Raw genomic sequence first — 22,103 nt, 5'->3', positions numbered from 1 at the left:
CGGCTGACCGGTTGACGGCCGTACCGGCTGACCGGACGGCCGCCGTACCGCTCAGCCCTTGACGCAGACGACCTGCTTCAGCTTCGCCACCACCTGCACGAGGTCCCGCTGCTGGTCGATGACCTGCTCGATGGGCTTGTAGGCGCCCGGGATCTCGTCCACGACGCCGGAGTCCTTGCGGCACTCCACGCCCCTGGTCTGCTCCTGGAGGTCCTTCGTCGTGAAGCGCCGCTTGGCCGCGTTGCGGCTCATCCGGCGTCCGGCGCCGTGCGAGGCGGAGTTGAAGGAGCTGTCGTTGCCGAGGCCCTTCACGATGTACGAACCGGTGCCCATGGAACCGGGGATGATGCCGTACTCGCCGCTGCCCGCGCGGATCGCGCCCTTGCGGGTGACGAGCAGGTCCACGCCCTCGTAGCGTTCCTCGGCCACGTAGTTGTGGTGGCAGGAGATCTCCGGCTCGAAGACGGGCTTCGCCTTGCCGAACTCCCTGCGGACCGCGTCCTTCAGCAGCGCCATCATGATTCGGCGGTTGTGCCTGGCGTACTCCTGCGCCCAGAACAGGTCGTTGCGGTAGGCCGCCATCTGCGGGGTGTCCGCCACGAACACCGCCAGGTCCCGGTCGACGAGGCCCTGGTTGTGCGGGAGCTTCTGCGCCACGCCGATGTGGTGTTCGGCGAGTTCCTTGCCGATGTTGCGGGAACCGGAGTGGAGCATCAGCCACACGGCACCGTCGGTGTCGACGCAGACCTCGCAGAAGTGGTTGCCGCCGCCGAGCGTGCCCATCTGCTTGGTGGCCCGTTCCTGACGGAACCTGACCGCCTCGGCGATCCCGTCGAAGCGCCCCCAGAAGTCGTCCCATCCGGAGGTGGCCGTCCCGTGCAGCCGCCGGGGGTCGACGGGGCTGTCGTGCATCCCCCGGCCCACCGGGATGGCCTGCTCGATCTTCGACCGCAGCCGGGAGAGGTCCCCGGGCAGGTCGTTCGCGGTGAGGGAGGTCCGGACCGCCGACATGCCGCAGCCGATGTCCACGCCCACCGCCGCCGGGCACACCGCGCCCTGCATCGCGATGACCGAGCCGACCGTCGCGCCCTTGCCGTAGTGCACGTCCGGCATCACGGCCAGGCCCTTGATCCACGGCAGGGTGGCGACGTTGCGGAGCTGCTGCAGGGCCGCCTCGTCGACGGACGCCGGGTCGGTCCACAGGCGGATCGCCACCTCGGCACCGGGCATCTCCACGTACGACATAACTTCCCCATTCCCCCGTGAAACGACAAAAAGCCTTGTACAGCAAAACCGGCGCCAAGGTCGACAAACAGGACAGGGGACCGGCGTTCACGGCAGTGCGTGCGATAGACATTGTGTTCCGGGAGCGCCCCCGTCCGGCAAACGAATAACCAGCGAGGACACCGGCTCTCCGCGCATCCGCACCGTCGAGAGGAGCCTCACCGTGCAGCGGAAGGCGTACGTCCCCGGCACCGCCGCGCTCCTCGCGCTGCTGCTGGCCGGCTGCAGCGGCGGCTCGGGGGACGGCGGCAGCACCGACGACTCGCACCCCGGCCCCAGCGAGACCGCCGCCTCCGCCGAACCCGGCAGGTACCGCACGCTCCCGGAGCCCTGCACCGCGGCCTCCGCGGACACGCTCGCCTCGCTGCTGCCCGGCCTGGGCAAAATCACGGACGAGGAGCGGCGGCAGAAGGCCGCCCGGGGCACCCCGATCCTGACCTACGACACCGACCGCAAGGTCGGCTGCCGCTGGAAGGTGGACTCCGCGACCGCTTCCGACCGCCTGTACGTGGACTTCGAACGGGTCGTCAGCTACGACGCCACCGTCAGCGCCGACACCGAGGCGGAGCAGCTGTTCGCCGCGCAGCGGCAGGCGGCCGGCCTGCCGGCACCGACCGATTCCGCCTCCGGCGGAGCACCCGGCACGGCCGGCCCGACCTCCACGGCCACCGGCACCACGCCCACCGACACCACGGCCCCGGCACCCTCGCCCTCGTCCTCGTCGTCGCCCGGATCGGCCGCCGCGGCCGGGGCCGCCTCCGGGTCCGGGGCGCCCTCCTCCGGGGGCCCCTCATCGGGCGCTCCGTCACCGGGCGCGACCGACGGCCTCCAGCCGCGCGTCCTCGACGACCTCGGCGACGAGGCCTTCCTCGACGACCGTTTGAGCGACCCCGGTTCGACGGCGCAGCAGCGCACGGTGACTGTGGCGTTCCGCACGTCGAACGTCATCGTGACCGTCCGGTACGAGGAGCAGCCGACGATGCTCGGAGCCGTCCCGGACAGCAAGGAAATGCAGGACAGGGCGCGGAAACTGGCGGCGGCACTGGCCGACTCGCTCTCCGGCTGACCCCGCCGGGCCGCCCGGCCGGCCCGGGAGCGGTACCCGGGAAGACGGACCGGGCGACTGCTCCAACGCGTACCGTGGCCCCTCGGACCCGTTCCGATCGCAGGAACCACGAGCGTCATGAGTGAAGGAACCATGCAGCGACGAGCCCAGCGAGAGCAGCGAGACGATCTGGGGGCACCCGGTGCGCCCGCCGGTCGGCAGGGTGGTGAGCGGAGCCCCGGGCGCCTGATCCGGGTGGCCGCGGGCGCGGCCGCCGTCCCCGCGATGCTGCTGGCCGCGGGCTGCTCCTCCGGCGGCGCCGACGCCGACCCGAAGCCGTCCGACAGCGCTTCGGCGTCCGCGAGCCCCTCCCCGACCGTGCAGGCGGCGGCGTACCGCACGCTGCCCAAGGCGTGCGCGGTGCTGACCCCGAAGACGCTGGGCGAACTGGTGCCGGAGGGCGCCAAGAAGGGCAAGGAGGGCTCCTCCGACGACATCTCCACCCGGGCGAGCTGTTCGTGGAGCAGCCTGGACAACAACGGGGTCAAGGGCTCGCAGTTCCGCTGGCTCAACATCTCCATGCTCCGCTTCGACTCCGACGCCGTCCGCGGCGAGGGCGAGAAACTGGCCCACGACTACTACGCGAAGCAGGTGCGGGACGCGAAGGCGGCGCAGGGCGCGAAGAACACCCGGGAGGAGACGGCCGCCGGCACCGGCGACGAGGCCACCGCGGTGCGCTACGACCTGAAGAAGAAGGAAGGCGCCTTCAGGCAGCAGACGATCGTGGCCCGGGTGGAGAACGTCGTCGTCACCCTCGACTACAACGGCGCCGGTCTGGCCGGCGACAAGACGCCGAACGCCGACGACCTGGCGAAGGTCGCCGCGAAGGCGGCCAGGGAGGCGGTGGCCGCGGTGTCCACCGCCAACTCCGGCGGCCCGGCGGCCCCGTCCGCCTCCCGCTCCGGCACGGCCTCCCCGGCCAAGGGCTCCTCCGCGGCCCCGTCCGCACGGGCCACCGCCTCCGCCACCGCCTCCGGGTCGGCCGGCAAGAGCTGACCCGGCTCCACCCGCCCGCTCGGGGCCGGCGTGGAGCGTCTCCGGGCCGGTTCGGAGCCGCCCGGAGACGGGACCGGAACCGCCCGGAGCAGCCGGGCGGGGGGGGGGGGGGGGGGGGGGGGGGGGAGGAGGGGGGGGAGGGGGGGGGGGGGGGGGGGGGGGGGGGCCCCCCCCCCCCCCCCGGCGGCACGTTTCTGCTGGCTTCCGGCGCGCTCGCCGAGCGGGTCAGGCGTCCTCGTGGGAGACCGCGCGCCGGGCGTCCGCGTCGAGCACGCCCCAGTTGATCAGCTGCTCGGTGAGGACCGAGGGCGACTGGTCGTAGATGACGGCGAGGGTGCGCAGGTCGTCCTGGCGGATGGAGAGCACCTTGCCGTTGTAGTCGCCGCGCTGCGACTGGATGGTCGCCGCGTACCGCTGCAGCGGGCCGGCCTTCTCCACCGGTACGTGGGCCAGCCGCTCCAGGTCCAGCACCAGCTTCGGCGGCGGCTCGGCGGCACCGCCCGGCGTCGTGCCCGGGAGCAGCTCCTGCACCGGGACGCCGTAGAAGTCCGCCAGCTCGGCGAGGCGCTGCACGGTCACGGCCCGGTCGCCGCGCTCGTACGAGCCGACAACGACCGCCTTCCAGCGTCCCTGGGACTTCTCCTCGACACCGTGGAGGGAAAGGCCCTGCTGGGTGCGGATCGCCCGGAGCTTGGCCCCGAGCTGTTTGGCGTATTCGCTGGACATATAGCTCCCCGGCACTGTGTCGACGCGACCGGACTGGGTTCCCGCCGCGCGGCTGGTAACTCACTGTGAGGTTACGCAGCGTGATTCTCCTGCGTCAAGCCGAATGGTCCACACCGACCCTTCCGTGCCGGCCGCCGCCCGTTGCGCCGGTGGAGTGATCCGATGCCCCCGGCGGGGTGACAAGGGGGCGATCCGGCGTGCCGCGCGGGCCTGCTACCGTAGGTCGCGTACACCAGACGTCCTTTAAGGTCCGTCCCGTGAGGCGGAGAAGGAGGTCCTTTCTTCATGGACTCGCAAGCGTCCGATGCCAGGCCCGTACTGGAGGGTCCTGACATCGCGCGGGTGCTGACCCGCATCGCCCACGAGATCGTCGAGCGCGCCAAGGGCGCCGACGACGTGGTGCTCCTCGGCATCCCCACCCGGGGTGTCTTCCTCGCCCAGCGGCTCGCCGTCAAGCTGGAGCAGATCACCGAGCGCAAGGTCCCGGTCGGTTCGCTCGACATCACCATGTACCGCGACGACCTGCGCATGCATCCGCCGCGCGCGCTCGCCCGCACCGAGATCCCCGGTGACGGCCTCGACGGCCGCCTCGTCGTCCTCGTCGACGACGTGCTCTTCTCCGGCCGCACCATCCGAGCCGCCCTCGACGCCCTGAACGACATCGGGCGCCCGCGCGCGGTCCAGCTGGCGGTCCTCGTCGACCGCGGCCACCGCGAACTGCCGATCCGCGCCGACTACGTCGGCAAGAACCTCCCCACGTCGCTGCGGGAGACGGTCAAGGTCCAGCTCGCCGAGGAGGACGGCCGCGACACCGTGCTGCTCGGTGTGAAGCCCGCCCCCCAGTAGCACGCCGGGCGGGTGCGCGGCCGCCACGGCGCGCCGACGTGTGCGCCCCGAGCCCCGCCGTGCCCGCCGGGGACCCTCCCGGCTCCCCGGACACCTCTCGAACTGCCATACGGAGCCTGACAGATGCAGCGTCATCTCATCTCGGCCGCCGACCTGACCCGCGACGACGCCGTGCTGATCCTCGACACCGCCGAGGAGATGGCCCGGGTCGCGGACCGGCCGATCAAGAAACTCCCGACCCTGCGCGGCCGCACCGTCGTCAACCTCTTCTTCGAGGACTCCACCCGCACCCGGATCTCCTTCGAGGCGGCCGAGAAGCGGCTGTCCGCGGACGTCATCAACTTCTCCGCCAAGGGGTCGAGCGTCTCCAAGGGCGAATCCCTCAAGGACACCGCCCAGACCCTGGAGGCGATGGGCGTCGACGCCGTCGTCATCCGGCACGGCGCCTCCGGGGCCCCGTACCGCCTTGCCAACTCCGGCTGGATCGACGCCGCCGTGGTCAACGCCGGCGACGGCACCCACCAGCACCCGACGCAGGCGCTCCTCGACGCCTTCACCGTGCGGCGCCGCCTGGTGGGCCGGGACGCCGGCCTCGGCAGGGACCTGGCCGGCCGGCGGATCACGATCGTGGGCGACGTGCTGCACAGCCGGGTCGCCCGCTCCAACGTCGACCTGCTGCACACCCTCGGCGCCGAGGTCACCCTGGTCGCCCCGCCCACCCTGCTGCCGGTCGGTGTCGGGTCCTGGCCCTGCGCGGTCTCCTACGACCTCGACTCCACGCTGCCCAAGTGCGACGCGCTGATGATGCTGCGCGTGCAGAGCGAGCGCATGAACGCCGCCTTCTTCCCCACCGAGCGGGAGTACTCCCGCCGCTACGGCCTCGACGGCGAGCGCATGGCCAGGCTGCCGGACCACGCCGTCGTGATGCACCCCGGACCGATGGTCCGCGGCATGGAGATCACCGCCGAGGTCGCCGACTCGCCGCGCTGCACCGCCGTCGAGCAGGTCGCCAACGGCGTCTCCATCCGCATGGCCGTCCTCTACCTGCTGCTCGGCGGCAACGAGCCGGCCGTCACCCACCCCGCCCGTCCGCCCGCCGCCCAGCCCGCCAGCCCTTCCGAAGAGCGCCCCGCGCACACCCCGTCCACGCCCGAGGAGAAGTGAGACCCGTGAGCAAGACCCTGATCCGCGGAGCGAAGGTACTCGGCGGCGCGCCGAAGGACGTGCTGATCGACGGCGCGGCCGTCGAGGCCGTCGGCAGCTCACTGCCCGCCGAGGGGGCCGAGGTCGTCGAGGCGGACGGCAAGGTCCTGCTGCCGGGCCTGGTCGACCTCCACACCCACCTGCGCGAGCCCGGCCGCGAGGACTCCGAGACCGTGCTCACCGGCACCCGGGCCGCCGCCGCCGGGGGCTTCACGGCCGTGTTCGCCATGGCCAACACCTTCCCGGTCGCCGACACCGCCGGCGTCGTCGAGCAGGTCTGGCGGCTGGGCCGCGAGCACGGCTACTGCGACGTGCAGCCCATCGGCGCCGTCACCGTCGGCCTGGACGGCCGGAAACTCGCCGAACTGGGCGCCATGCACGAGTCGGCGGCCGGCGTCACCGTCTTCTCCGACGACGGCAAGTGCGTGCACGACGCCGTGATCATGCGCCGCGCGCTGGAGTACGTGAAGGCCTTCGGCGGCGTCGTCGCGCAGCACGCCCAGGAGCCGCGGCTGACCGAGGGCGCCCAGATGAACGAGGGCGTGGTCTCCGCCGAACTGGGCCTGGGCGGCTGGCCCGCGGTCGCCGAGGAGTCGATCATCGCCCGGGACGTGCTGCTCGCCGAGCACGTCGGCTCCCGGGTGCACATCTGCCATCTGTCCACGGCCGGCAGCGTCGAGATCGTCCGCTGGGCCAAGTCCCGCGGCATCCAGGTCACCGCCGAGGTCACCCCGCACCACCTGCTCCTCACCGACGAGCTGGTGCGCAGCTACGACCCGGTCTACAAGGTGAACCCGCCGCTGCGCACCGAGCGGGACGTCATGACGCTGCGTGAGGCTCTGGCCGACGGCACGATCGACATCGTCGCCACCGACCACGCCCCGCACCCGCACGAGGACAAGGACTGCGAGTGGGCCGCGGCCGCCATGGGCATGGTCGGCCTGGAGACCGCGCTGTCGGTGGTGCAGGAGACCATGGTGGAGACCGGGCTGCTGGACTGGGCCGGCGTCGCCGACCGGCTGTCCGCCCGGCCCGCGCGGATCGGCGGCGCCCAGGGCCAGGGCCGTCCCGTCTCGGCTGGTGAGCCCGCCAACCTCACCCTCGTCGACACGGCATACCGTGGGCCGGTGGACCCCGCGGGCTTCGCCTCGCGCAGCCGCAACACCCCGTACCGGGGGCGCGAGCTGCCGGGCCGTGTGACGCACACGTGGCTCCGGGGCCGGGCCACACTCGTCGACGGGAAGCTCACGTGACACCTGTACTCCTGCTGGCCGCCGAGCGGAAATCGGCCGAAGTGACCGACTGGGCGGCCCGGATCGGCTGGGTGGTCGGCCTCGCCCTGTTCGTCGCGCTGATCTACTGGCTGATGCGCGAGGGCTGGAAGTGGCGGGGCACCCTGCAGGGCGACCTGCCGCCGCTGCCCGGAGTGCCGGACCGGACCGGCCCGGTGACACTGAGCATGAGCGGCCGCTACCACGGCTCCACCACGGCGGGGCAGTGGCTGGACCGCATCGTGGCCCACGGCCTCGGCGCCCGCAGCCGGGTCGAGCTCACCCTCACGGACGCGGGACTGGCCGTCGAGCGCCCCGGCGCGACCGACTTCTTCGTGCCCGCCGCGCAACTGCGGGACGCCCGGCTGGACAAGGGCATCGCCGGCAAGGTCCTCACCGAGGGCGGCCTGCTGGTGGTGACCTGGGCGCACGGCGAGAGGCTGATCGACTCCGGGTTCCGCTCCGACCGCGCGGCCGAGCACAACCGATGGGTCGACACCCTGAACGAAATGATCAACAAGACGGAAGGCGCACGATGACGACCTCCACCAGGGGAGCCGGAAGGGTTCCCGCCGTACTCGTCCTGGAGGACGGCCGGACGTTCCGCGGCCGCGCCTACGGGGCCGTGGGGGAGACCTTCGGCGAAGCGGTGTTCTCCACCGGCATGACCGGCTACCAGGAGACCCTGACCGACCCTTCGTACGACCGTCAGATCGTCGTCGCGACCGCCCCGCAGATCGGCAACACCGGCTGGAACGACGAGGACGACGAGTCCCGCCGCATCTGGGTGTCCGGCTACGTCGTCCGCGACCCCTCCCGCGTCCCGTCCAACTGGCGCGCCCGCCGCTCCCTCGACGACGAACTGGTCGCCCAGGGCGTCGTCGGCATCAGCGGCGTCGACACCCGCGCCCTCACCCGCCACCTGCGCGAGCGGGGCTCCATGCGGGCCGGGATCTTCTCCGGCGAGCAGCTCACCGCCGAGCCCGACCTCCTCGCCCGCGTGCAGGCCCAGCCGCACATGAAGGGCACCAGCCTGTACGAGGAGGTCGCCACCCGGGAGGCCTACGTCGTTCCGGCGGTCGGCGGGAAGCGGTTCACCGTGGCCGCGATCGACCTCGGCATCAAGGGCATGACCCCGTACCGGATGGCCGAGCGCGGCATCGAGGTGCACGTGCTCCCGGCGACCGCCACCGAGGACGAGGTCTACGCCGTCGCACCGGACGGCGTCTTCTTCTCCAACGGACCGGGTGACCCGGCCACCGCCGACGGCCCGGTCGCGCTGATGACCGCCGTGCTGCGACGCCGCACGCCCCTGTTCGGCATCTGCTTCGGCAACCAGATCCTCGGCCGCGCCCTCGGCTTCGGCACCTACAAGCTGAAGTACGGCCACCGCGGCATCAACCAGCCGGTCCAGGACCGCACCACCGGCAAGGTCGAGGTCACCGCGCACAACCACGGCTTCGCCGTGGACGCGCCGCTCGACACGGTCAGCGAGACGCCGTTCGGCCGCGCCGAGGTGTCCCACGTCTGCCTCAACGACGACGTCGTGGAGGGGCTGCGGCTGCTCGACCAGCCTGCCTTCTCCGTCCAGTACCACCCGGAAGCGGCGGCCGGCCCGCACGACGCCGCCTACCTGTTCGACCGCTTCGTCACCCTGATGGAGGGCCAGCGTGCCTAAGCGCACCGATATCCAGTCCGTCCTGGTCATCGGCTCCGGCCCGATCGTCATCGGCCAGGCCGCCGAGTTCGACTACTCCGGCACCCAGGCGTGCCGCGTGCTGAAGGCCGAGGGCCTTCGCGTGATCCTCGTCAACTCCAACCCGGCGACGATCATGACCGACCCGGAGATCGCCGACGCCACCTACGTCGAGCCGATCACCCCCGAGTTCGTCGAGAAGATCATCGCCAAGGAGCGCCCAGACGCCCTGCTGCCCACCCTGGGCGGCCAGACGGCCCTCAACACGGCGATCTCCCTGCACGAGAGCGGGGTACTCGCCAAGCACGGCGTCGAACTGATCGGCGCCCGCCCGGAGGCGATCCACAAGGGCGAGGACCGCGACCAGTTCAAGGAGGTCGTGGAGGAGGTCCGCCGCAAGATCGGGCACGGCGAGTCCGCCCGCTCGGTGATCTGCCACTCCATGGACGACGTGCTCGCGGGCGTCGACGAGCTGGGCGGCTACCCGGTCGTGGTCCGCCCCTCCTTCACCATGGGCGGCGCGGGCTCCGGCTTCGCGCACGACGAGGAGGAGCTGCGCCGCATCGCCGGCCAGGGCCTCACGCTGTCTCCCACCACCGAGGTGCTCCTGGAGGAGTCCATCCTCGGCTGGAAGGAGTACGAGCTGGAGCTGATGCGCGACAAGCACGACAACGTCGTGGTCGTCTGCTCCATCGAGAACTTCGACCCGATGGGCGTGCACACCGGCGACTCGATCACCGTCGCCCCCTCGATGACGCTCACCGACCGCGAGTACCAGATCCTGCGCGACATCGGCATCGCCGTGATCCGCGAGGTCGGCGTCGACACCGGCGGCTGCAACATCCAGTTCGCGGTCAACCCCGCCGACGGCCGGGTCATCGTCATCGAGATGAACCCGCGCGTGTCGCGCTCCTCGGCCCTGGCCTCCAAGGCGACCGGCTTCCCGATCGCCAAGATCGCCGCCAAGCTGGCCGTCGGCTACACCCTCGACGAGATCCCGAACGACATCACCCGGGAGACCCCGGCCTCCTTCGAGCCCACCCTCGACTACGTCGTCGTCAAGGCACCGCGGTTCGCCTTCGAGAAGTTCCCGCAGGCCGACTCCACGCTGACCACCACGATGAAGTCGGTCGGCGAGGCCATGGCCATCGGCCGCAACTTCCCCGAGGCGTTCCAGAAGGCGCTGCGCTCGCTGGAGAGGACGGGCAGCCAGTTCGCCTTCACCGGCGAACCCGGCGACAGGGCCACGCTGCTCGAGGAGGCCCGGCGCCCCACCGACGGCCGCATCAACACCGTGATGCAGGCGATCCGCGCGGGCGCCACGGCGGAGGAGGTCTTCGAGGCCACCGGGATCGACCCCTGGTTCGTCGACCAGCTCTTCCTGATCAAGGAGATCGCCGACGAGCTGGCCGGGGCCGCGGAACTGACCGCCGACCTGCTCGCCGAGGCCAAGCGGCACGGCTTCTCCGACGCGCAGATCGCGGACATCCGCGACCTGCGCGAGGACGTGGTCCGCGAGGTCCGCCACGCCCTCGGCGTCCGCCCGGTCTACAAGACGGTCGACACCTGCGCCGCCGAGTTCGCCGCGCGGACGCCGTACTTCTACTCCTCCTACGACGAGGAGAGCGAGGTGGCGACCCGCGAGAAGCCCGCGGTGATCATCCTCGGCTCCGGCCCGAACCGCATCGGCCAGGGCATCGAGTTCGACTACTCCTGTGTGCACGCCTCCTTCGCGCTGTCCGACGCCGGGTACGAGACGGTGATGGTCAACTGCAACCCGGAGACCGTCTCCACCGACTACGACACCTCCGACCGGCTGTACTTCGAGCCGCTCACCCTGGAGGACGTGCTGGAGATCGTCCACGCGGAGACCCAGGCCGGCCCGGTCGCCGGCGTCGTCGTCCAGCTCGGCGGACAGACCCCGCTGGGCCTGTCGCAGGCGCTGAAGGACAACGGCGTGCCCATCGTCGGCACCCCGCCCGAGGCCATCCACGCGGCCGAGGACCGGGGCGCCTTCGGACGGGTGCTCGGCGAGGCCGGACTGCCCGCCCCGAAGCACGGCACCGCCACCACCTTCGGCGAGGCCAAGGCGATCGCCGACGAGATCGGCTACCCGGTCCTGGTCCGCCCCTCCTACGTGCTCGGCGGCCGAGGCATGGAGATCGTCTACGACGAGGCCCGCCTCTCGGAGTACATCGCCGAGTCCACCGAGATCAGCCCGAACCGCCCGGTCCTGGTCGACCGGTTCCTCGACGACGCCATCGAGATCGACGTCGACGCGCTCTACGACGGCGAGGAGCTCTACCTCGGCGGCGTGATGGAGCACATCGAGGAGGCCGGCATCCACTCCGGCGACTCCGCCTGCGCGCTGCCGCCGATCACGCTGGGCGGCTTCGACATCAAGCGGCTGCGCGCCTCCACCGAGGCCATCGCCCGCGGGGTCGGGGTGCGCGGCCTGATCAACATCCAGTTCGCGATGGCCGGCGACATCCTCTACGTCCTGGAGGCCAACCCGCGCGCCTCGCGCACGGTCCCCTTCACCTCCAAGGCGACCGCGGTACCGCTCGCCAAGGCCGCCGCCCGCATCTCGCTGGGTGCGACCATCGCCGGACTGCGCGCCGAGGGCCTGCTGCCGGCGACCGGCGACGGCGGGGAACTGCCGCTGGACGCGCCGATCTCGGTCAAGGAGGCCGTGATGCCGTGGAGCCGCTTCCGCGACACCTCCGGCCGCGGCGTCGACACCGTGCTCGGACCGGAGATGCGCTCCACCGGCGAGGTGATGGGCATCGACTCGGTCTTCGGCACCGCGTACGCCAAGTCGCAGGCCGGCGCCTACGGCGCGCTGCCGACCAAGGGCCGCGCCTTCATCTCGGTCGCCAACCGGGACAAGCGCTCGATGATCTTCCCGGCGCGTGAGCTGGTCGCCCACGGTTTCGAACTGCTGGCCACCTCCGGCACCGCCGAGGTCCTCAAGCGCAACGGCATCAACGCCACCGTCGTGCGCAAGCAGTCCGAGGGCCCCGGCCCGAACGGCGAGCGGACCGTCGTCCAGCTCATCCACGACGGCGAGGTCGACCTCATCGTCAACACGCCGTACGGCACCGGCGGCCGCCTCGACGGCTACGACATCCGCACCGCGGCCGTGGCCCGCGCGGTGCCCTGCCTGACGACGGTCCAGGCGCTCGCCGCGGCCGTCCAGGGCATCGACGCGCTCAACCACGGAGACGTGGGAGTGCGCTCGCTCCAGGAACACGCCGAACACCTGACCGCGGCCCGCGACTGAGCCCCGAGGGGGACACCGGAAACGGTGTCCCCCTCCTCATGAGAAGACCTGGGACATGTACGAACTCCTCTTTCGGGTGGTCTTTTGCCGGATGGATCCCGAGCGGGCCCACCACCTGGCCTTCCGCTGGATCCGCCTCGCCGCCCGCATCCCGGTGCTGCGCACCTTCGCCGCCGCCGTCCTCGCACCGCGCTACGGGGAACTGCGCACCGAGGCCCTCGGACTGCGGATGCACGGCCCCTTCGGACTCGCCGCCGGCTTCGACAAGAACGCCGTCGCCGTCGACGGCATGGCGATGCTCGGCTTCGACCACGTCGAGATCGGCACGGTCACCGGCGAGCCGCAGCCCGGCAACCCCAAGAAGCGGCTGTTCCGCCTGGTGCCGGACCGTGCGCTGATCAACCGGATGGGCTTCAACAACGACGGTTCCCTGGCCGTCGCGGCCCGTCTCGCCTCCCGCACGCCCGTGTTCCGGACCGTGGTCGGCGTCAACATCGGCAAGACCAAGGCGGTGCCGGAGACCGAGGCGATCGGCGACTACGTGAAGTCGGCCGAGCGGCTCGCCCCGTCCGCCGACTACCTGGTCGTCAACGTCTCCTCCCCGAACACACCCGGACTGCGCGACCTGCAGGCCGTCGACCGGTTGCGGCCGCTGCTGACCGCGGTCCGGGAGGCCGCCGACCGCGCGGTCCCCGCCCGCCGGGTCCCGCTGCTGGTGAAGATCGCGCCGGATCTGGCCGACGAGGACGTCGACACGGTCGCCGACCTGGCCGTCGACCTCGGGCTGGACGGCATCATCGCCACCAACACCACCATCGCCCGCGACGGCCTGGGGCTGGCCTCCGACCCCCGGCTGGTCGAGGAGACCGGCGGCCTGTCCGGCGCCCCGCTGAAGGCGCGCTCCCTCCAGGTGCTGCGCCGCCTCTACTCGCGGGTGGGGGACCGCGTCACCCTGGTGGGAGTGGGCGGCGTCGAGGACGCCGAGGACGCCTGGCAGCGCATCCTCGCCGGCGCCACCCTCGTCCAGGGCTACAGCGCCTTCGTCTACCAGGGCCCCTTCTGGGCCCGCCGGATCCACAAGGGGCTCGCCGCGCGCCTGCGCACCAGCCCGTACGCCAGCCTCGCCGACGCGGTCGGCGCCGACGTGAGGAAGAACGGATGACGGCGACGGAACCCTTCGGCGCCCGGCTGCGCCGGGCCATGGACGAGCGCGGCCCGCTGTGCGTCGGCATCGACCCGCACGCCTCCCTGCTCGGCGAGTGGGGCCTCGGCGACGACGTGTCCGGTCTGGAGCGGTTCAGCCGCACCGTCGTCGAGGCGGTCGCCGACCGGGTCGCCGTGCTGAAGCCGCAGAGCGCCTTCTTCGAGCGCTTCGGTTCGCGCGGCGTGGCCGTCCTGGAGCGGACCGTGGAGGAGGCGCGGTCGGCCGGGGCGCTGGTCGTCATGGACGCCAAGCGCGGCGACATCGGCTCCACCATGGCCGCCTACGCCGAGGCCTTCCTGCACAAGGGCTCCCCGCTGTTCTCGGACGCGCTCACCGTCTCGCCGTACCTCGGCTACGGCTCGCTGAGCCCCGCCGTCGCGCTGGCCCGGGAGAGCGGTGCGGGCCTGTTCGTGCTGGCGCTGACCTCCAACCCGGAGGGCGCCGAGGTGCAGCACGCGGTGCGCGCCGGGGGCGGCGCTCCGCTGAACGTGGGCGCGACCGTGCTGGCGCACCTCGCCGCCGAGAACGCGGGCGAGGAGCCGCTGGGCTCCTTCGGCGCGGTCGTGGGCGCCACCCTGGGCGACCTGTCCGCCTACGACCTGGAGATCGGTGGGCCGCTGCTGGCTCCCGGAATCGGAGCCCAGGGCGCCACCCCGGCGGACCTTCCCCGGGTCTTCGGGGCCGCGGTGGGCAACGTGGTGCCGAACGTGAGCCGGGGCGTGCTGCGGCACGGTCCCGACCTCGGGGCGCTGCGTGACGCCGCGGGCCGGCTCGCCGACGAGGTCCGGGCCGCCGTCGCGGCTGCCTGAGCAGGCACGTCCGGTGCGGGCGGGTGGTGGGCCGCTGACGGGCGGCTTCGGGCCGCCTGCCGCTGGATACCTGCTCAAAACCAGGGCAATATGTCTTAAATATCCGTCCTGACGGAGGCTGACCAGGACTTTTCCGCTGTTCTCGCTGACTCCGGCGGACTTGACCGCTAGTCTCCGACGTGAGTGAGCGGGCAAGCGTGTTGCTCGTGGCTCCCCTGGTGTGGGGCGACTAGGTTCCTCACCGGTCCGTATCCGACAGTTCGACATCCGAGGTGACGTAGGCGTGGCTCTTCCGCCCCTTACCCCCGAACAGCGCGCAGCCGCGCTCGAAAAGGCCGCCGCGGCTCGCCGGGAGCGGGCCGAGGTCAAGAATCGACTCAAGCACTCCGGCGCCTCCCTGCACGAGGTCATCAAGCAGGGCCAGGAGAACGACGTCATCGGCAAGATGAAGGTCTCCGCCCTGCTCGAGTCCCTGCCCGGCGTGGGCAAGGTCCGCGCCAAGCAGATCATGGAACGACTCGGCATCTCCGAGAGCCGCCGCGTGCGCGGCCTCGGATCCAACCAGATCGCCTCCCTGGAGCGTGAGTTCGGCAGCACCGGCTCCTGATCCCGGCGCCCGCCGGACGGGAGTCCCGGGCACCGGGCGATTGCTGGAATAATCGCCGCATGGCTGTAACACCCCGGGGGACGACCCCCGAGCCCCCGGACGCACGTCCGCGGCTGACCGTGCTCTCCGGCCCCTCCGGGGTCGGCAAGAGCACGGTCGTCGCCCACATGCGCAAGGAACACCCCGCGGTCTGGCTCTCGGTTTCGGCGACGACCCGAAAGCCGCGCCCCGGCGAGAAGCACGGAGTCCACTACTTCTTCGTGACCGACGACGAGATGGACAAGCTGATCGCCAACGGCGAACTGCTCGAGTGGGCGGAGTTCGCCGGCAACCGCTACGGCACCCCCCGCGCGGCCGTGATCGAACGGCTGGAGGCGGGGGAGTCCGTGCTGCTGGAGATCGACCTCCAGGGGGCCCGGCAGGTCCGCGAGTCCATGCCGGAGGCCCAGCTGGTCTTCCTGGCCCCGCCCTCCTGGGAGGAGCTGGTGCGCAGGCTGACCGGCCGGGGCACCGAGCCGCCCGCGGTCGTCGAGCGCCGGCTCGGCGCGGCCAGAACCGAACTGGCGGCCGAGTCGGAGTTCGACGAGACGCTGGTCAACACCTCCGTCGAGGACGTGGCGCGCGAGCTGCTAGCCTTGATGGATGTCGCGTGATCGCCGCCGGCCGTCCGGAATCCCGGACCGCTCGGACGACGGTCGTCCCGACTGCATCTTTCCCACCCATCGGAAGGTAGAGCGTGTCCTCTTCCATCTCCGCGCCCGAGGGCATCATCAACCCGCCGATCGACGAGCTCCTCGAGGCCACCGACTCGAAGTACAGCCTCGTGATCTACGCGGCCAAGCGGGCCCGCCAGATCAACGCGTACTACTCGCAGCTCGGCGAGGGCCTCCTCGAGTACGTCGGTCCGCTCGTCGACACCCACGTCCACGAGAAGCCGCTCTCGATCGCTCTGCGTGAGATCAACGCGGGCCTGCTGACGTCCGAGGCCATCGAGGGCCCGGCCCAGTAAGCCCCCGACTCACCGTCGGCTTGTCCACGGGCCCGGCAGTCCCACTGCCGGGCCCGTGGTCTGCTCCCGGTGCGGGGCCGTACCCCCGACGGAGCCCGGGACGCGGCCGTCCTGCGGCGGTGAGGCAGCATGGGGGAGTACGGGTATCCGAGTCCGGGGAGAGACGGTGGACAAACCGAAGGTGGTTCTGGGGGTCAGCGGCGGGATCGCCGCCTACAAGGCCTGCGAGCTGCTGCGCAGACTGACCGAGTCGGGCCACGAGGTGCGGGTCGTCCCCACCGCGTCCGCCCTGAACTTCGTCGGCGCCGCCACCTGGTCCGCGCTCTCCGGCAATCCCGTCTCCACCGAGGTCTGGGACGGCGTCCACGAGGTCCCGCACGTCCGCATCGGCCAGCAGGCCGACCTGGTGGTCGTCGCCCCCGCCACCGCCGACACGCTCGCCCGGGCCGCCCACGGCCTCGCCGACGACCTGCTGACCAACACCCTGCTCACCGCCCGCTGCCCGGTCGTCTTCGCCCCCGCGATGCACACCGAGATGTGGGAGCACCCGGCCACCCGGGAGAACGTGGCCACCCTGCGCCGACGCGGCGCCGTCGTCATCGAACCCGCCGTCGGCCGGCTCACCGGCGTCGACACCGGCAAGGGCCGCCTCCCCGACCCCGCCGAGATCTTCGAGGTCTGCCGCCGCGTGCTGGCCCGCGGCGCGGACCGGCCGGACCTCGCCGGACGGCATGTCGTGGTGAGCGCCGGAGGCACCCGCGAACCCCTCGACCCGGTGCGCTTCCTCGGCAACCGCTCCTCCGGCAAGCAGGGCTACGCGCTCGCCCGCACCGCCGCCGCCCGCGGCGCCCGCGTCACCCTCGTCGCCGCGAACACCCGGCTCCCCGACCCGGCCGGGGTGGACGTGGTCCCGGTCGGTACGGCGGCGCAACTGCGCGAGGCCGTGCTGAAGGCCGGCGCCGACGCCGACGCCGTGGTCATGGCGGCCGCGGTGGCGGACTTCCGCCCGGCCGCCTACGCCGAAGGAAAGATCAAGAAGAAGGACGGCGAGGAGCCGGCGCCGATCGCCCTGCTGCGAAATCCGGACATCCTGGCGGAGATCTCAGCCGAACGGCCCCGCCCCGGTCAGGTGATCGTGGGCTTCGCCGCCGAGACCGACGATGCCCTGGCCAACGGCCGCGCCAAGCTGCGGCGCAAGGGCTGCGACCTGCTCGTCGTCAACGAGGTGGGGGAGCACCGGACCTTCGGCTCCGAGACCAACGAGGCCGTCGTACTCGCGGCCGACGGCGGCGAGACGACCGTGCCGCACGGCCCCAAGGAGGCCCTGGCCGAAATCGTGTGGGACCTGGTGGCGCGCCGACTCGGGTGACGGTTTCCTTCGGCCGGGCGGCGTACACGTTTCGCACTTCGGGGCGTGGCGCCTCTGTTCAATTGCGCACGCCATTGGGCAGAATGCCCGTGCCGCAGGTCACAGCGTTCCCGAGAGGCGAGACGGGTGGGCCGGCGGCCGAGCGCGACCGATAAACTGTTCTCGGACGATGCCGGGCGCAGCCCCCGTCCCGTCCGCCCATGATCAGCCAGCAGCCGCTGCAACCCCAGGGAGCGTTGTGTCCCGTCGTCTGTTCACTTCGGAGTCCGTGACCGAGGGTCACCCCGACAAGATCGCTGACCAGATCAGCGACACCATTCTCGATGCGCTTCTGCGCGAGGACCCGAACTCACGGGTCGCCGTGGAGACCCTGATCACCACCGGTCTGGTGCACGTGGCCGGCGAGGTCACCACCAAGGCGTACGCGGACATCGCGACCCTGGTGCGCAACAAGGTCCTGGAGATCGGCTACGACTCCTCCAAGAAGGGCTTCGACGGAGCCTCCTGCGGCGTTTCCGTCTCCATCGGCGCGCAGTCCCCGGACATCGCGCAGGGCGTGGACGCCGCCTACGAGAACCGTGTCGAGGGCGACGACGACGAACTGGACCGGCAGGGCGCCGGCGACCAGGGCCTGATGTTCGGCTACGCCAGCGACGAGACCCCGACGCTCATGCCGCTGCCGATCTTCCTGGCGCACCGCCTGTCCAAGCGCCTGTCCGAGGTCCGCAAGAACGGGACCATCCCCTACCTCCGCCCCGACGGCAAGACCCAGGTCACCATCGAGTACGACGGCGACAAGGCGGTCCGGCTGGACACCGTGGTGGTCTCCAGCCAGCACGCCTCCGACATCGACCTCGACTCGCTGCTGGCGCCGGACATCCGCGAGTTCGTCGTGGAGCCGGAACTGCAGGCACTGCTCGACGAGGGCATCAAGCTGGACACCGAGGGCTACCGCCTGCTCGTGAACCCGACCGGCCGGTTCGAGATCGGCGGCCCGATGGGCGACGCGGGGCTGACCGGCCGGAAGATCATCATCGACACCTACGGCGGCATGGCCCGGCACGGCGGCGGCGCCTTCTCCGGAAAGGACCCGTCCAAGGTCGACCGCTCCGCCGCCTACGCGATGCGCTGGGTCGCCAAGAACGTCGTCGCCGCCGGCCTCGCCGCGCGCTGCGAGGTCCAGGTCGCCTACGCCATCGGCAAGGCCGAGCCCGTCGGCCTGTTCGTGGAGACCTTCGGCACCCACAAGGTGGAGCCGGAGAAGATCGAGCGGGCCATCGACGAGGTCTTCGACCTGCGGCCGGCCGCCATCATCCGCGATCTGGACCTGCTGCGCCCGATCTACGCGCAGACCGCCGCCTACGGCCACTTCGGCCGCGAACTGCAGGACTTCACCTGGGAGCGCACCGACCGCCAGGAGGCGCTGCGCAAGGCCGCCGGCCGTTAGACGGCCCGCCGTCCGGTCCACGGGCCCGGCCCTCCCGCATGACGCGGGGCGGCCGGGCCCCGGCGCGTCGGTGGGCCCGGAGCCGCCCGACGGCGCACCGGCCGGCCTCCGGGAGGCGCCTCGCCCGCTCGCGGCCCTCGGCGCCGATGTCAGCGCCCTTTGCGAGAATGCACACGTGAGCGGCGAGAACGGCAACGGCAGCGGCGGCGAGGGCGCCCCGCCGGAGCAGCTCGCCCTCATCCGGGAGAGCGTGCGCAAGGCGAAGGCGCCCCGCGCCAAGCCGCGGACCTGGCGGGGAGCCGAGCTCGCCCCGGACCGGCCCGTGGCGCGGGTGCTCGTCGACAAGGGCGTGCTGCACCTCGACCGGTACTTCGACTACGCCGTGCCCCGGGAACTGGACGCGGACGCCCAGCCCGGGGTGCGCGTCCGGGTGCGCTTCGGCGCCGGACGGCACCGGGTGCGCGAGGGCCGCCGCGAGGGCGGCGGACTCATCGACGGCTTCCTGATCGAGCGGCTGCCCGAGTCCGACTACTCCGGGCCCCTGGCCGCACTCGCCCAGGTGGTCTCCCCCGAGCCGGTACTCGGTCCCGAACTGCTGCGGCTGGCCCGGTCCGTGGCCGACCGCTACGCCGGCAGCCTCGCCGACGTGCTCCAGCTCGCCGTACCGCCGCGCAGCGCCCGCGCCGAGAAGCAGCCCTCCCCCGAGCCGCTGCCGCCGCCCCCGCCGCCCGCGCCGGGCCCCTGGACGCGGTACGAACGGGGCGCCGCGTTCGTCGAGGCGCTCGCCGCCGGCGGATCGCCGCGCGCCGTGTGGCAGGCGCTGCCCGGGCCGCTGTGGGCCGGGGAACTGGCACGGGCGGTCGCGGCCGCGCTGGCCTCCGGGCGCGGTGCGCTCGCCGTGCTGCCCGACGGGCGCGCCGTGTCCCGGGTGGACGCCGCCCTGACCGAGCTGCTGGGTGAGGGCCGGCACGCCGTGCTCACCGCCGACGCCGGGCCGGAGAAGCGCTACCGCCAGTGGCTGGCGGTGCGGCGCGGGGCGGTCCGGGCGGTCGTCGGCACCCGTGCCGCGATGTTCGCCCCGGTGCGCGACCTCGGCCTCGTCGCGCTGTGGGACGACGGCGACGACAGCCACAGCGAGCAGCACGCCCCGCAACCGCACGCCCGCGAGGTGCTGCTGCTGCGGTCCGCGCAGGACGGCTGCGGCTTCCTGCTCGGCGGCTTCGGCTGCACCGTCGAGGCCGCACAACTGGTGCGGAGCGGCTGGGCCCGGCCGGTCGCCCCACCACGCGAGCAGGTGCGGGCCGCCGCACCGCTGGTGCGCACCGTGGGCGACGGCGACCTCGCCCGGGACGAGGCCGCCCGAGCCGCCCGGCTGCCCACCCTCGCCTGGCAGGTCGCCCGGGAAGGGCTGCGGCACGGGCCGGTCCTCGTGCAGGTGCCCCGGCGCGGATACGCCCCCCGGCTGGCCTGCGCGCGGTGCCGTGAGCCCGCGCGGTGCCGGCACTGCGCGGGACCGCTCCAGGCGCAGGACGCCGGCGCGGTGGGATGCGTCTGGTGCGGGCGCCCGGAGGAGTCCTGGCATTGCCCTCAGTGCGGCTCCTTCCGGCTGCGCGCCCAGGTGGTGGGGGCCCGGCGCACCGCCGAGGAACTCGGCCGGGCGTTCCCCGCGGTGCCGGTGCGCACCTCGGGCCGTGAGCATGTGCTCGACACGGTGCCGGACGCCCCGGCCCTGGTGGTCAGCACCCCCGGGGCCGAACCGGTCGCCGAGGGCGGCTACGCGGCGGCCCTCCTGCTCGACGGGTGGGCCCTGCTCGGGCGGCCCGACCTGCGTGCGGGGGAGGACGCGCTGCGCCGCTGGATCGCCGCGGCCGCACTGGTGCGGCCGCACTCCGCGGGCGGGACGGTGGCCGTCGTCGCCGAGGCGACGGCCCGACCGGTGCAGGCGCTGGTGCGCTGGGACCCCGTCGGCCACGCGGTGCGCGAACTGGAGGAGCGGGCCGAGCTCGGGTTCCCTCCGGTGTCGCGGATGGCGGCCGTGGCCGGCCCGCCGGAGGCGCTCGCCGCGTTCCTCGGCGCGGCCGAACTGCCCGAGCGGGCCGAGGTGCTGGGCCCGGTGCCGGTGCCGGCCACCGCGCCCGGCCGGACCAGGCGGCCCGGGGCGCCGCCGCCGGGGCAGCACTGGGAGCGGGCCCTGATCCGGGTCCCGCCCGGGAGCGGTGCCGCGCTCGCGGGGGCGCTGAAGGCGGCTCAGGCGGCGCGGACCGCGCGCGGGAGCGGAGCCGGCGAACCACCGGTGTGGGTACGGATCGATCCGCCCGACATCGGGTGAGGCGGCTGGGTTGGGCCCGGGCGCAAGAACGCCCTCCCGACGCTCGCCGGGAGGGCTGATCGACGGCGCCTCGAACGCGCCGCCGGCCCGCTGTCAGCCGTTGCGCGGGCCCGGGAAGGCGGTCCTCGGGCGGGTCTCCTCGCACAGAGCCGGGCTGCCCGCCGTCGGCTGGGTCGGCATGGAACGCGCGGCGGGAACCGTCGGCGCCGCGGGGATACCGGTGTTCACGTCGCCCGGGTGGGTGCCCGAAGCGTCCGAGGCCCGCTCGGTCTCGGCGGTGGCCTGGGCTCCGGAGCGGCGGGAGCCGTAACGGCGGTGCACGGCCTGCTTGGTGACGCCGAGTGCGGAGCCCACCGCGTCCCAGGAGAAGCCCAGCGAGCGGTCGAAGTCGACCGCGGCCGTCACCAGCGTCTCGACGCTGTCGCGGAGTTCCTGGGCGAGACGGACCGTCGGGGCGGGGGCGCGTCCGTAGACGACGAAGCCCGCGGAGGGGCCGGAGCGCCGGGGGCGGTAGACGTTGCCCAACTGGGCGGTGAGCGTGCGCAGGGCGTCCACCTGCCGGCGGACCCGCTCGATGTCCCGCACCAGCAGGTGCAGGCTGGCCCGGGCCTGGGCGTCGTGGGTTGCGTGGTCGGCCATGAACAAGCCTCTCGAACCGGCGTTGAGGAGAAGGGGTCAACTCTTTCTTGACCAACGCGGGATCGCTTCGCCGGTCACGCACCGGGGGCGTGCCGGCATATGCGTACGCCCCCGCCGAGGGCTCCGCCCGCCCGCCTCCGGACCGCTGTCGCGCCCGCCTCCGGACCGCTGTCGCGCCCGCCTCCGGACCGCTGTCGCGCCCGCCTCCGGACCGCTGTCGCGCCCGCCTCCGGACCGCTGTCGCGCTCGCCCCCGGGCCGCTGCCGCACCCGCCTCCGGA

General features: G+C 72.8%; 19 protein-coding genes. 16 read left to right on the top strand and 3 right to left on the bottom strand.

Going from position 1 to position 22,103, the window contains the following annotated elements; all coding sequences use genetic code 11:
- Nucleotides 1–51 precede the first annotated feature (51 nt).
- The gene (locus ACL02U_RS12415) at nucleotides 52–1,245 is read right to left on the bottom strand and encodes an RtcB family protein (protein ID WP_412790803.1); all 1,194 of its coding nucleotides are present in this window, start codon (nucleotides 1,243–1,245) and stop codon (nucleotides 52–54) included.
- Between the two features lie 202 nt (nucleotides 1,246–1,447).
- Here ACL02U_RS12415 and ACL02U_RS12410 point away from each other — a divergent pair, with 202 nt between their 5' ends.
- Nucleotides 1,448–2,350 carry a DUF3558 domain-containing protein gene (locus tag ACL02U_RS12410; protein ID WP_412790802.1) on the top strand — a complete coding sequence of 301 codons (903 nt, stop codon included), beginning with the start codon at nucleotides 1,448–1,450 and terminating at the stop codon, nucleotides 2,348–2,350.
- Nucleotides 2,351–2,467: 117 nt separating this feature from the next.
- Nucleotides 2,468–3,385 (top strand): DUF3558 family protein, encoded by a 918-nt coding sequence (locus tag ACL02U_RS12405; RefSeq protein ID WP_412790801.1) that lies wholly within the window; start codon nucleotides 2,468–2,470, stop codon nucleotides 3,383–3,385.
- 225 nt (nucleotides 3,386–3,610) lie between these two features.
- On the opposite strand, the gene bldD is transcribed toward ACL02U_RS12405, so the two are convergent.
- Nucleotides 3,611–4,111, bottom strand: coding sequence for a transcriptional regulator BldD (gene bldD, locus ACL02U_RS12400; protein ID WP_412790800.1), 501 nt, complete (start codon nucleotides 4,109–4,111; stop codon nucleotides 3,611–3,613).
- Between the two features lie 285 nt (nucleotides 4,112–4,396).
- Between bldD and pyrR the strand changes: the two genes are divergently transcribed.
- From pyrR to ACL02U_RS12330, 14 genes are all read left to right on the top strand, one after another.
- Nucleotides 4,397–4,957 (top strand): bifunctional pyr operon transcriptional regulator/uracil phosphoribosyltransferase PyrR, encoded by a 561-nt coding sequence (gene pyrR / locus ACL02U_RS12395; RefSeq protein WP_412790799.1) that lies wholly within the window; start codon nucleotides 4,397–4,399, stop codon nucleotides 4,955–4,957.
- Between the two features lie 123 nt (nucleotides 4,958–5,080).
- Nucleotides 5,081–6,121: an aspartate carbamoyltransferase catalytic subunit gene (locus ACL02U_RS12390; protein WP_412790798.1), complete on the top strand. Its 1,041-nt coding sequence runs from the start codon at nucleotides 5,081–5,083 to the stop codon at nucleotides 6,119–6,121.
- Nucleotides 6,122–6,126: 5 nt separating this feature from the next.
- Nucleotides 6,127–7,413, top strand: coding sequence for a dihydroorotase (locus tag ACL02U_RS12385; protein ID WP_412790797.1), 1,287 nt, complete (start codon nucleotides 6,127–6,129; stop codon nucleotides 7,411–7,413).
- Nucleotides 7,410–7,970 carry a hypothetical protein gene (locus ACL02U_RS12380; RefSeq protein ID WP_412790796.1) on the top strand — a complete coding sequence of 187 codons (561 nt, stop codon included), beginning with the start codon at nucleotides 7,410–7,412 and terminating at the stop codon, nucleotides 7,968–7,970. Before ACL02U_RS12385 ends, ACL02U_RS12380 begins: the two co-directional genes overlap by 4 nt.
- Nucleotides 7,967–9,109, top strand: a complete 1,143-nt coding sequence (gene carA / locus ACL02U_RS12375; RefSeq protein WP_412790795.1) for a glutamine-hydrolyzing carbamoyl-phosphate synthase small subunit — start codon at nucleotides 7,967–7,969, stop codon at nucleotides 9,107–9,109. Before ACL02U_RS12380 ends, carA begins: the two co-directional genes overlap by 4 nt.
- Complete coding sequence (gene carB / locus ACL02U_RS12370; RefSeq protein ID WP_412790794.1) at nucleotides 9,102–12,410, top strand: carbamoyl-phosphate synthase large subunit; 3,309 nt, start codon at nucleotides 9,102–9,104, stop codon at nucleotides 12,408–12,410. Before carA ends, carB begins: the two co-directional genes overlap by 8 nt.
- A 55-nt stretch (nucleotides 12,411–12,465) precedes the next feature.
- Nucleotides 12,466–13,572, top strand: a complete 1,107-nt coding sequence (locus ACL02U_RS12365; protein ID WP_412790793.1) for a quinone-dependent dihydroorotate dehydrogenase — start codon at nucleotides 12,466–12,468, stop codon at nucleotides 13,570–13,572.
- A complete protein-coding gene (gene pyrF / locus ACL02U_RS12360) occupies nucleotides 13,569–14,423 on the top strand; it encodes an orotidine-5'-phosphate decarboxylase (RefSeq protein ID WP_412790792.1) in 855 nt (284 codons plus the stop codon). The genes ACL02U_RS12365 and pyrF overlap by 4 nt, the downstream gene beginning before the upstream one ends.
- 283 nt (nucleotides 14,424–14,706) lie before the next feature.
- Complete coding sequence (locus ACL02U_RS12355; RefSeq protein WP_003977346.1) at nucleotides 14,707–15,030, top strand: integration host factor; 324 nt, start codon at nucleotides 14,707–14,709, stop codon at nucleotides 15,028–15,030.
- Between the two features lie 59 nt (nucleotides 15,031–15,089).
- Nucleotides 15,090–15,683: a guanylate kinase gene (gene gmk / locus ACL02U_RS12350; RefSeq protein ID WP_412790791.1), complete on the top strand. Its 594-nt coding sequence runs from the start codon at nucleotides 15,090–15,092 to the stop codon at nucleotides 15,681–15,683.
- An 83-nt stretch (nucleotides 15,684–15,766) separates the two neighbouring features.
- Nucleotides 15,767–16,039 (top strand): DNA-directed RNA polymerase subunit omega, encoded by a 273-nt coding sequence (rpoZ, locus tag ACL02U_RS12345; RefSeq protein WP_003977348.1) that lies wholly within the window; start codon nucleotides 15,767–15,769, stop codon nucleotides 16,037–16,039.
- Nucleotides 16,040–16,205: 166 nt separating this feature from the next.
- The gene (gene coaBC, locus ACL02U_RS12340; RefSeq protein ID WP_412790790.1) at nucleotides 16,206–17,408 is read left to right on the top strand and encodes a bifunctional phosphopantothenoylcysteine decarboxylase/phosphopantothenate--cysteine ligase CoaBC; all 1,203 of its coding nucleotides are present in this window, start codon (nucleotides 16,206–16,208) and stop codon (nucleotides 17,406–17,408) included.
- 238 nt (nucleotides 17,409–17,646) lie between these two features.
- Nucleotides 17,647–18,855, top strand: a complete 1,209-nt coding sequence (gene metK, locus ACL02U_RS12335) for a methionine adenosyltransferase (RefSeq protein ID WP_412790789.1) — start codon at nucleotides 17,647–17,649, stop codon at nucleotides 18,853–18,855.
- Between the two features lie 175 nt (nucleotides 18,856–19,030).
- Nucleotides 19,031–21,184 carry a primosomal protein N' gene (locus tag ACL02U_RS12330; protein WP_412790788.1) on the top strand — a complete coding sequence of 718 codons (2,154 nt, stop codon included), beginning with the start codon at nucleotides 19,031–19,033 and terminating at the stop codon, nucleotides 21,182–21,184.
- 93 nt (nucleotides 21,185–21,277) lie between these two features.
- Here ACL02U_RS12330 and ACL02U_RS12325 read toward each other — a convergent pair whose 3' ends face one another.
- Nucleotides 21,278–21,823 (bottom strand): hypothetical protein, encoded by a 546-nt coding sequence (locus ACL02U_RS12325; RefSeq protein ID WP_412790787.1) that lies wholly within the window; start codon nucleotides 21,821–21,823, stop codon nucleotides 21,278–21,280.
- Between the last annotated feature and the right edge of the window lie 280 nt (nucleotides 21,824–22,103).

The organism is Streptomyces sp. MS06 (assembly GCF_047200655.1).
Lineage (GTDB): Bacteria > Actinomycetota > Actinomycetes > Streptomycetales > Streptomycetaceae > Streptomyces.
Note: the sequence above shows the minus strand (reverse complement) of the source record. Positions and strands in the feature narration are given on the sequence as shown.

Excerpts from the sequence above, each read along its gene's own strand:
- ACL02U_RS12325 (WP_412790787.1), bottom strand. The coding sequence starts at position 21,823 with ATGGCCGACCACGCAACCCACGACGCCCAGGCCCGGGCCAGCCTGCAC.
- carA (WP_412790795.1), top strand. The coding sequence starts at position 7,967 with ATGACGACCTCCACCAGGGGAGCCGGAAGGGTTCCCGCCGTACTCGTC.
- ACL02U_RS12365 (WP_412790793.1), top strand. The coding sequence starts at position 12,466 with ATGTACGAACTCCTCTTTCGGGTGGTCTTTTGCCGGATGGATCCCGAG.
- bldD (WP_412790800.1), bottom strand. The coding sequence starts at position 4,111 with ATGTCCAGCGAATACGCCAAACAGCTCGGGGCCAAGCTCCGGGCGATC.
- pyrR (WP_412790799.1), top strand. The coding sequence starts at position 4,397 with ATGGACTCGCAAGCGTCCGATGCCAGGCCCGTACTGGAGGGTCCTGAC.
- ACL02U_RS12415 (WP_412790803.1), bottom strand. The coding sequence starts at position 1,245 with ATGTCGTACGTGGAGATGCCCGGTGCCGAGGTGGCGATCCGCCTGTGG.
- ACL02U_RS12405 (WP_412790801.1), top strand. The coding sequence starts at position 2,468 with ATGAGTGAAGGAACCATGCAGCGACGAGCCCAGCGAGAGCAGCGAGAC.
- gmk (WP_412790791.1), top strand. The coding sequence starts at position 15,090 with ATGGCTGTAACACCCCGGGGGACGACCCCCGAGCCCCCGGACGCACGT.
- pyrF (WP_412790792.1), top strand. The coding sequence starts at position 13,569 with ATGACGGCGACGGAACCCTTCGGCGCCCGGCTGCGCCGGGCCATGGAC.
- ACL02U_RS12390 (WP_412790798.1), top strand. The coding sequence starts at position 5,081 with ATGCAGCGTCATCTCATCTCGGCCGCCGACCTGACCCGCGACGACGCC.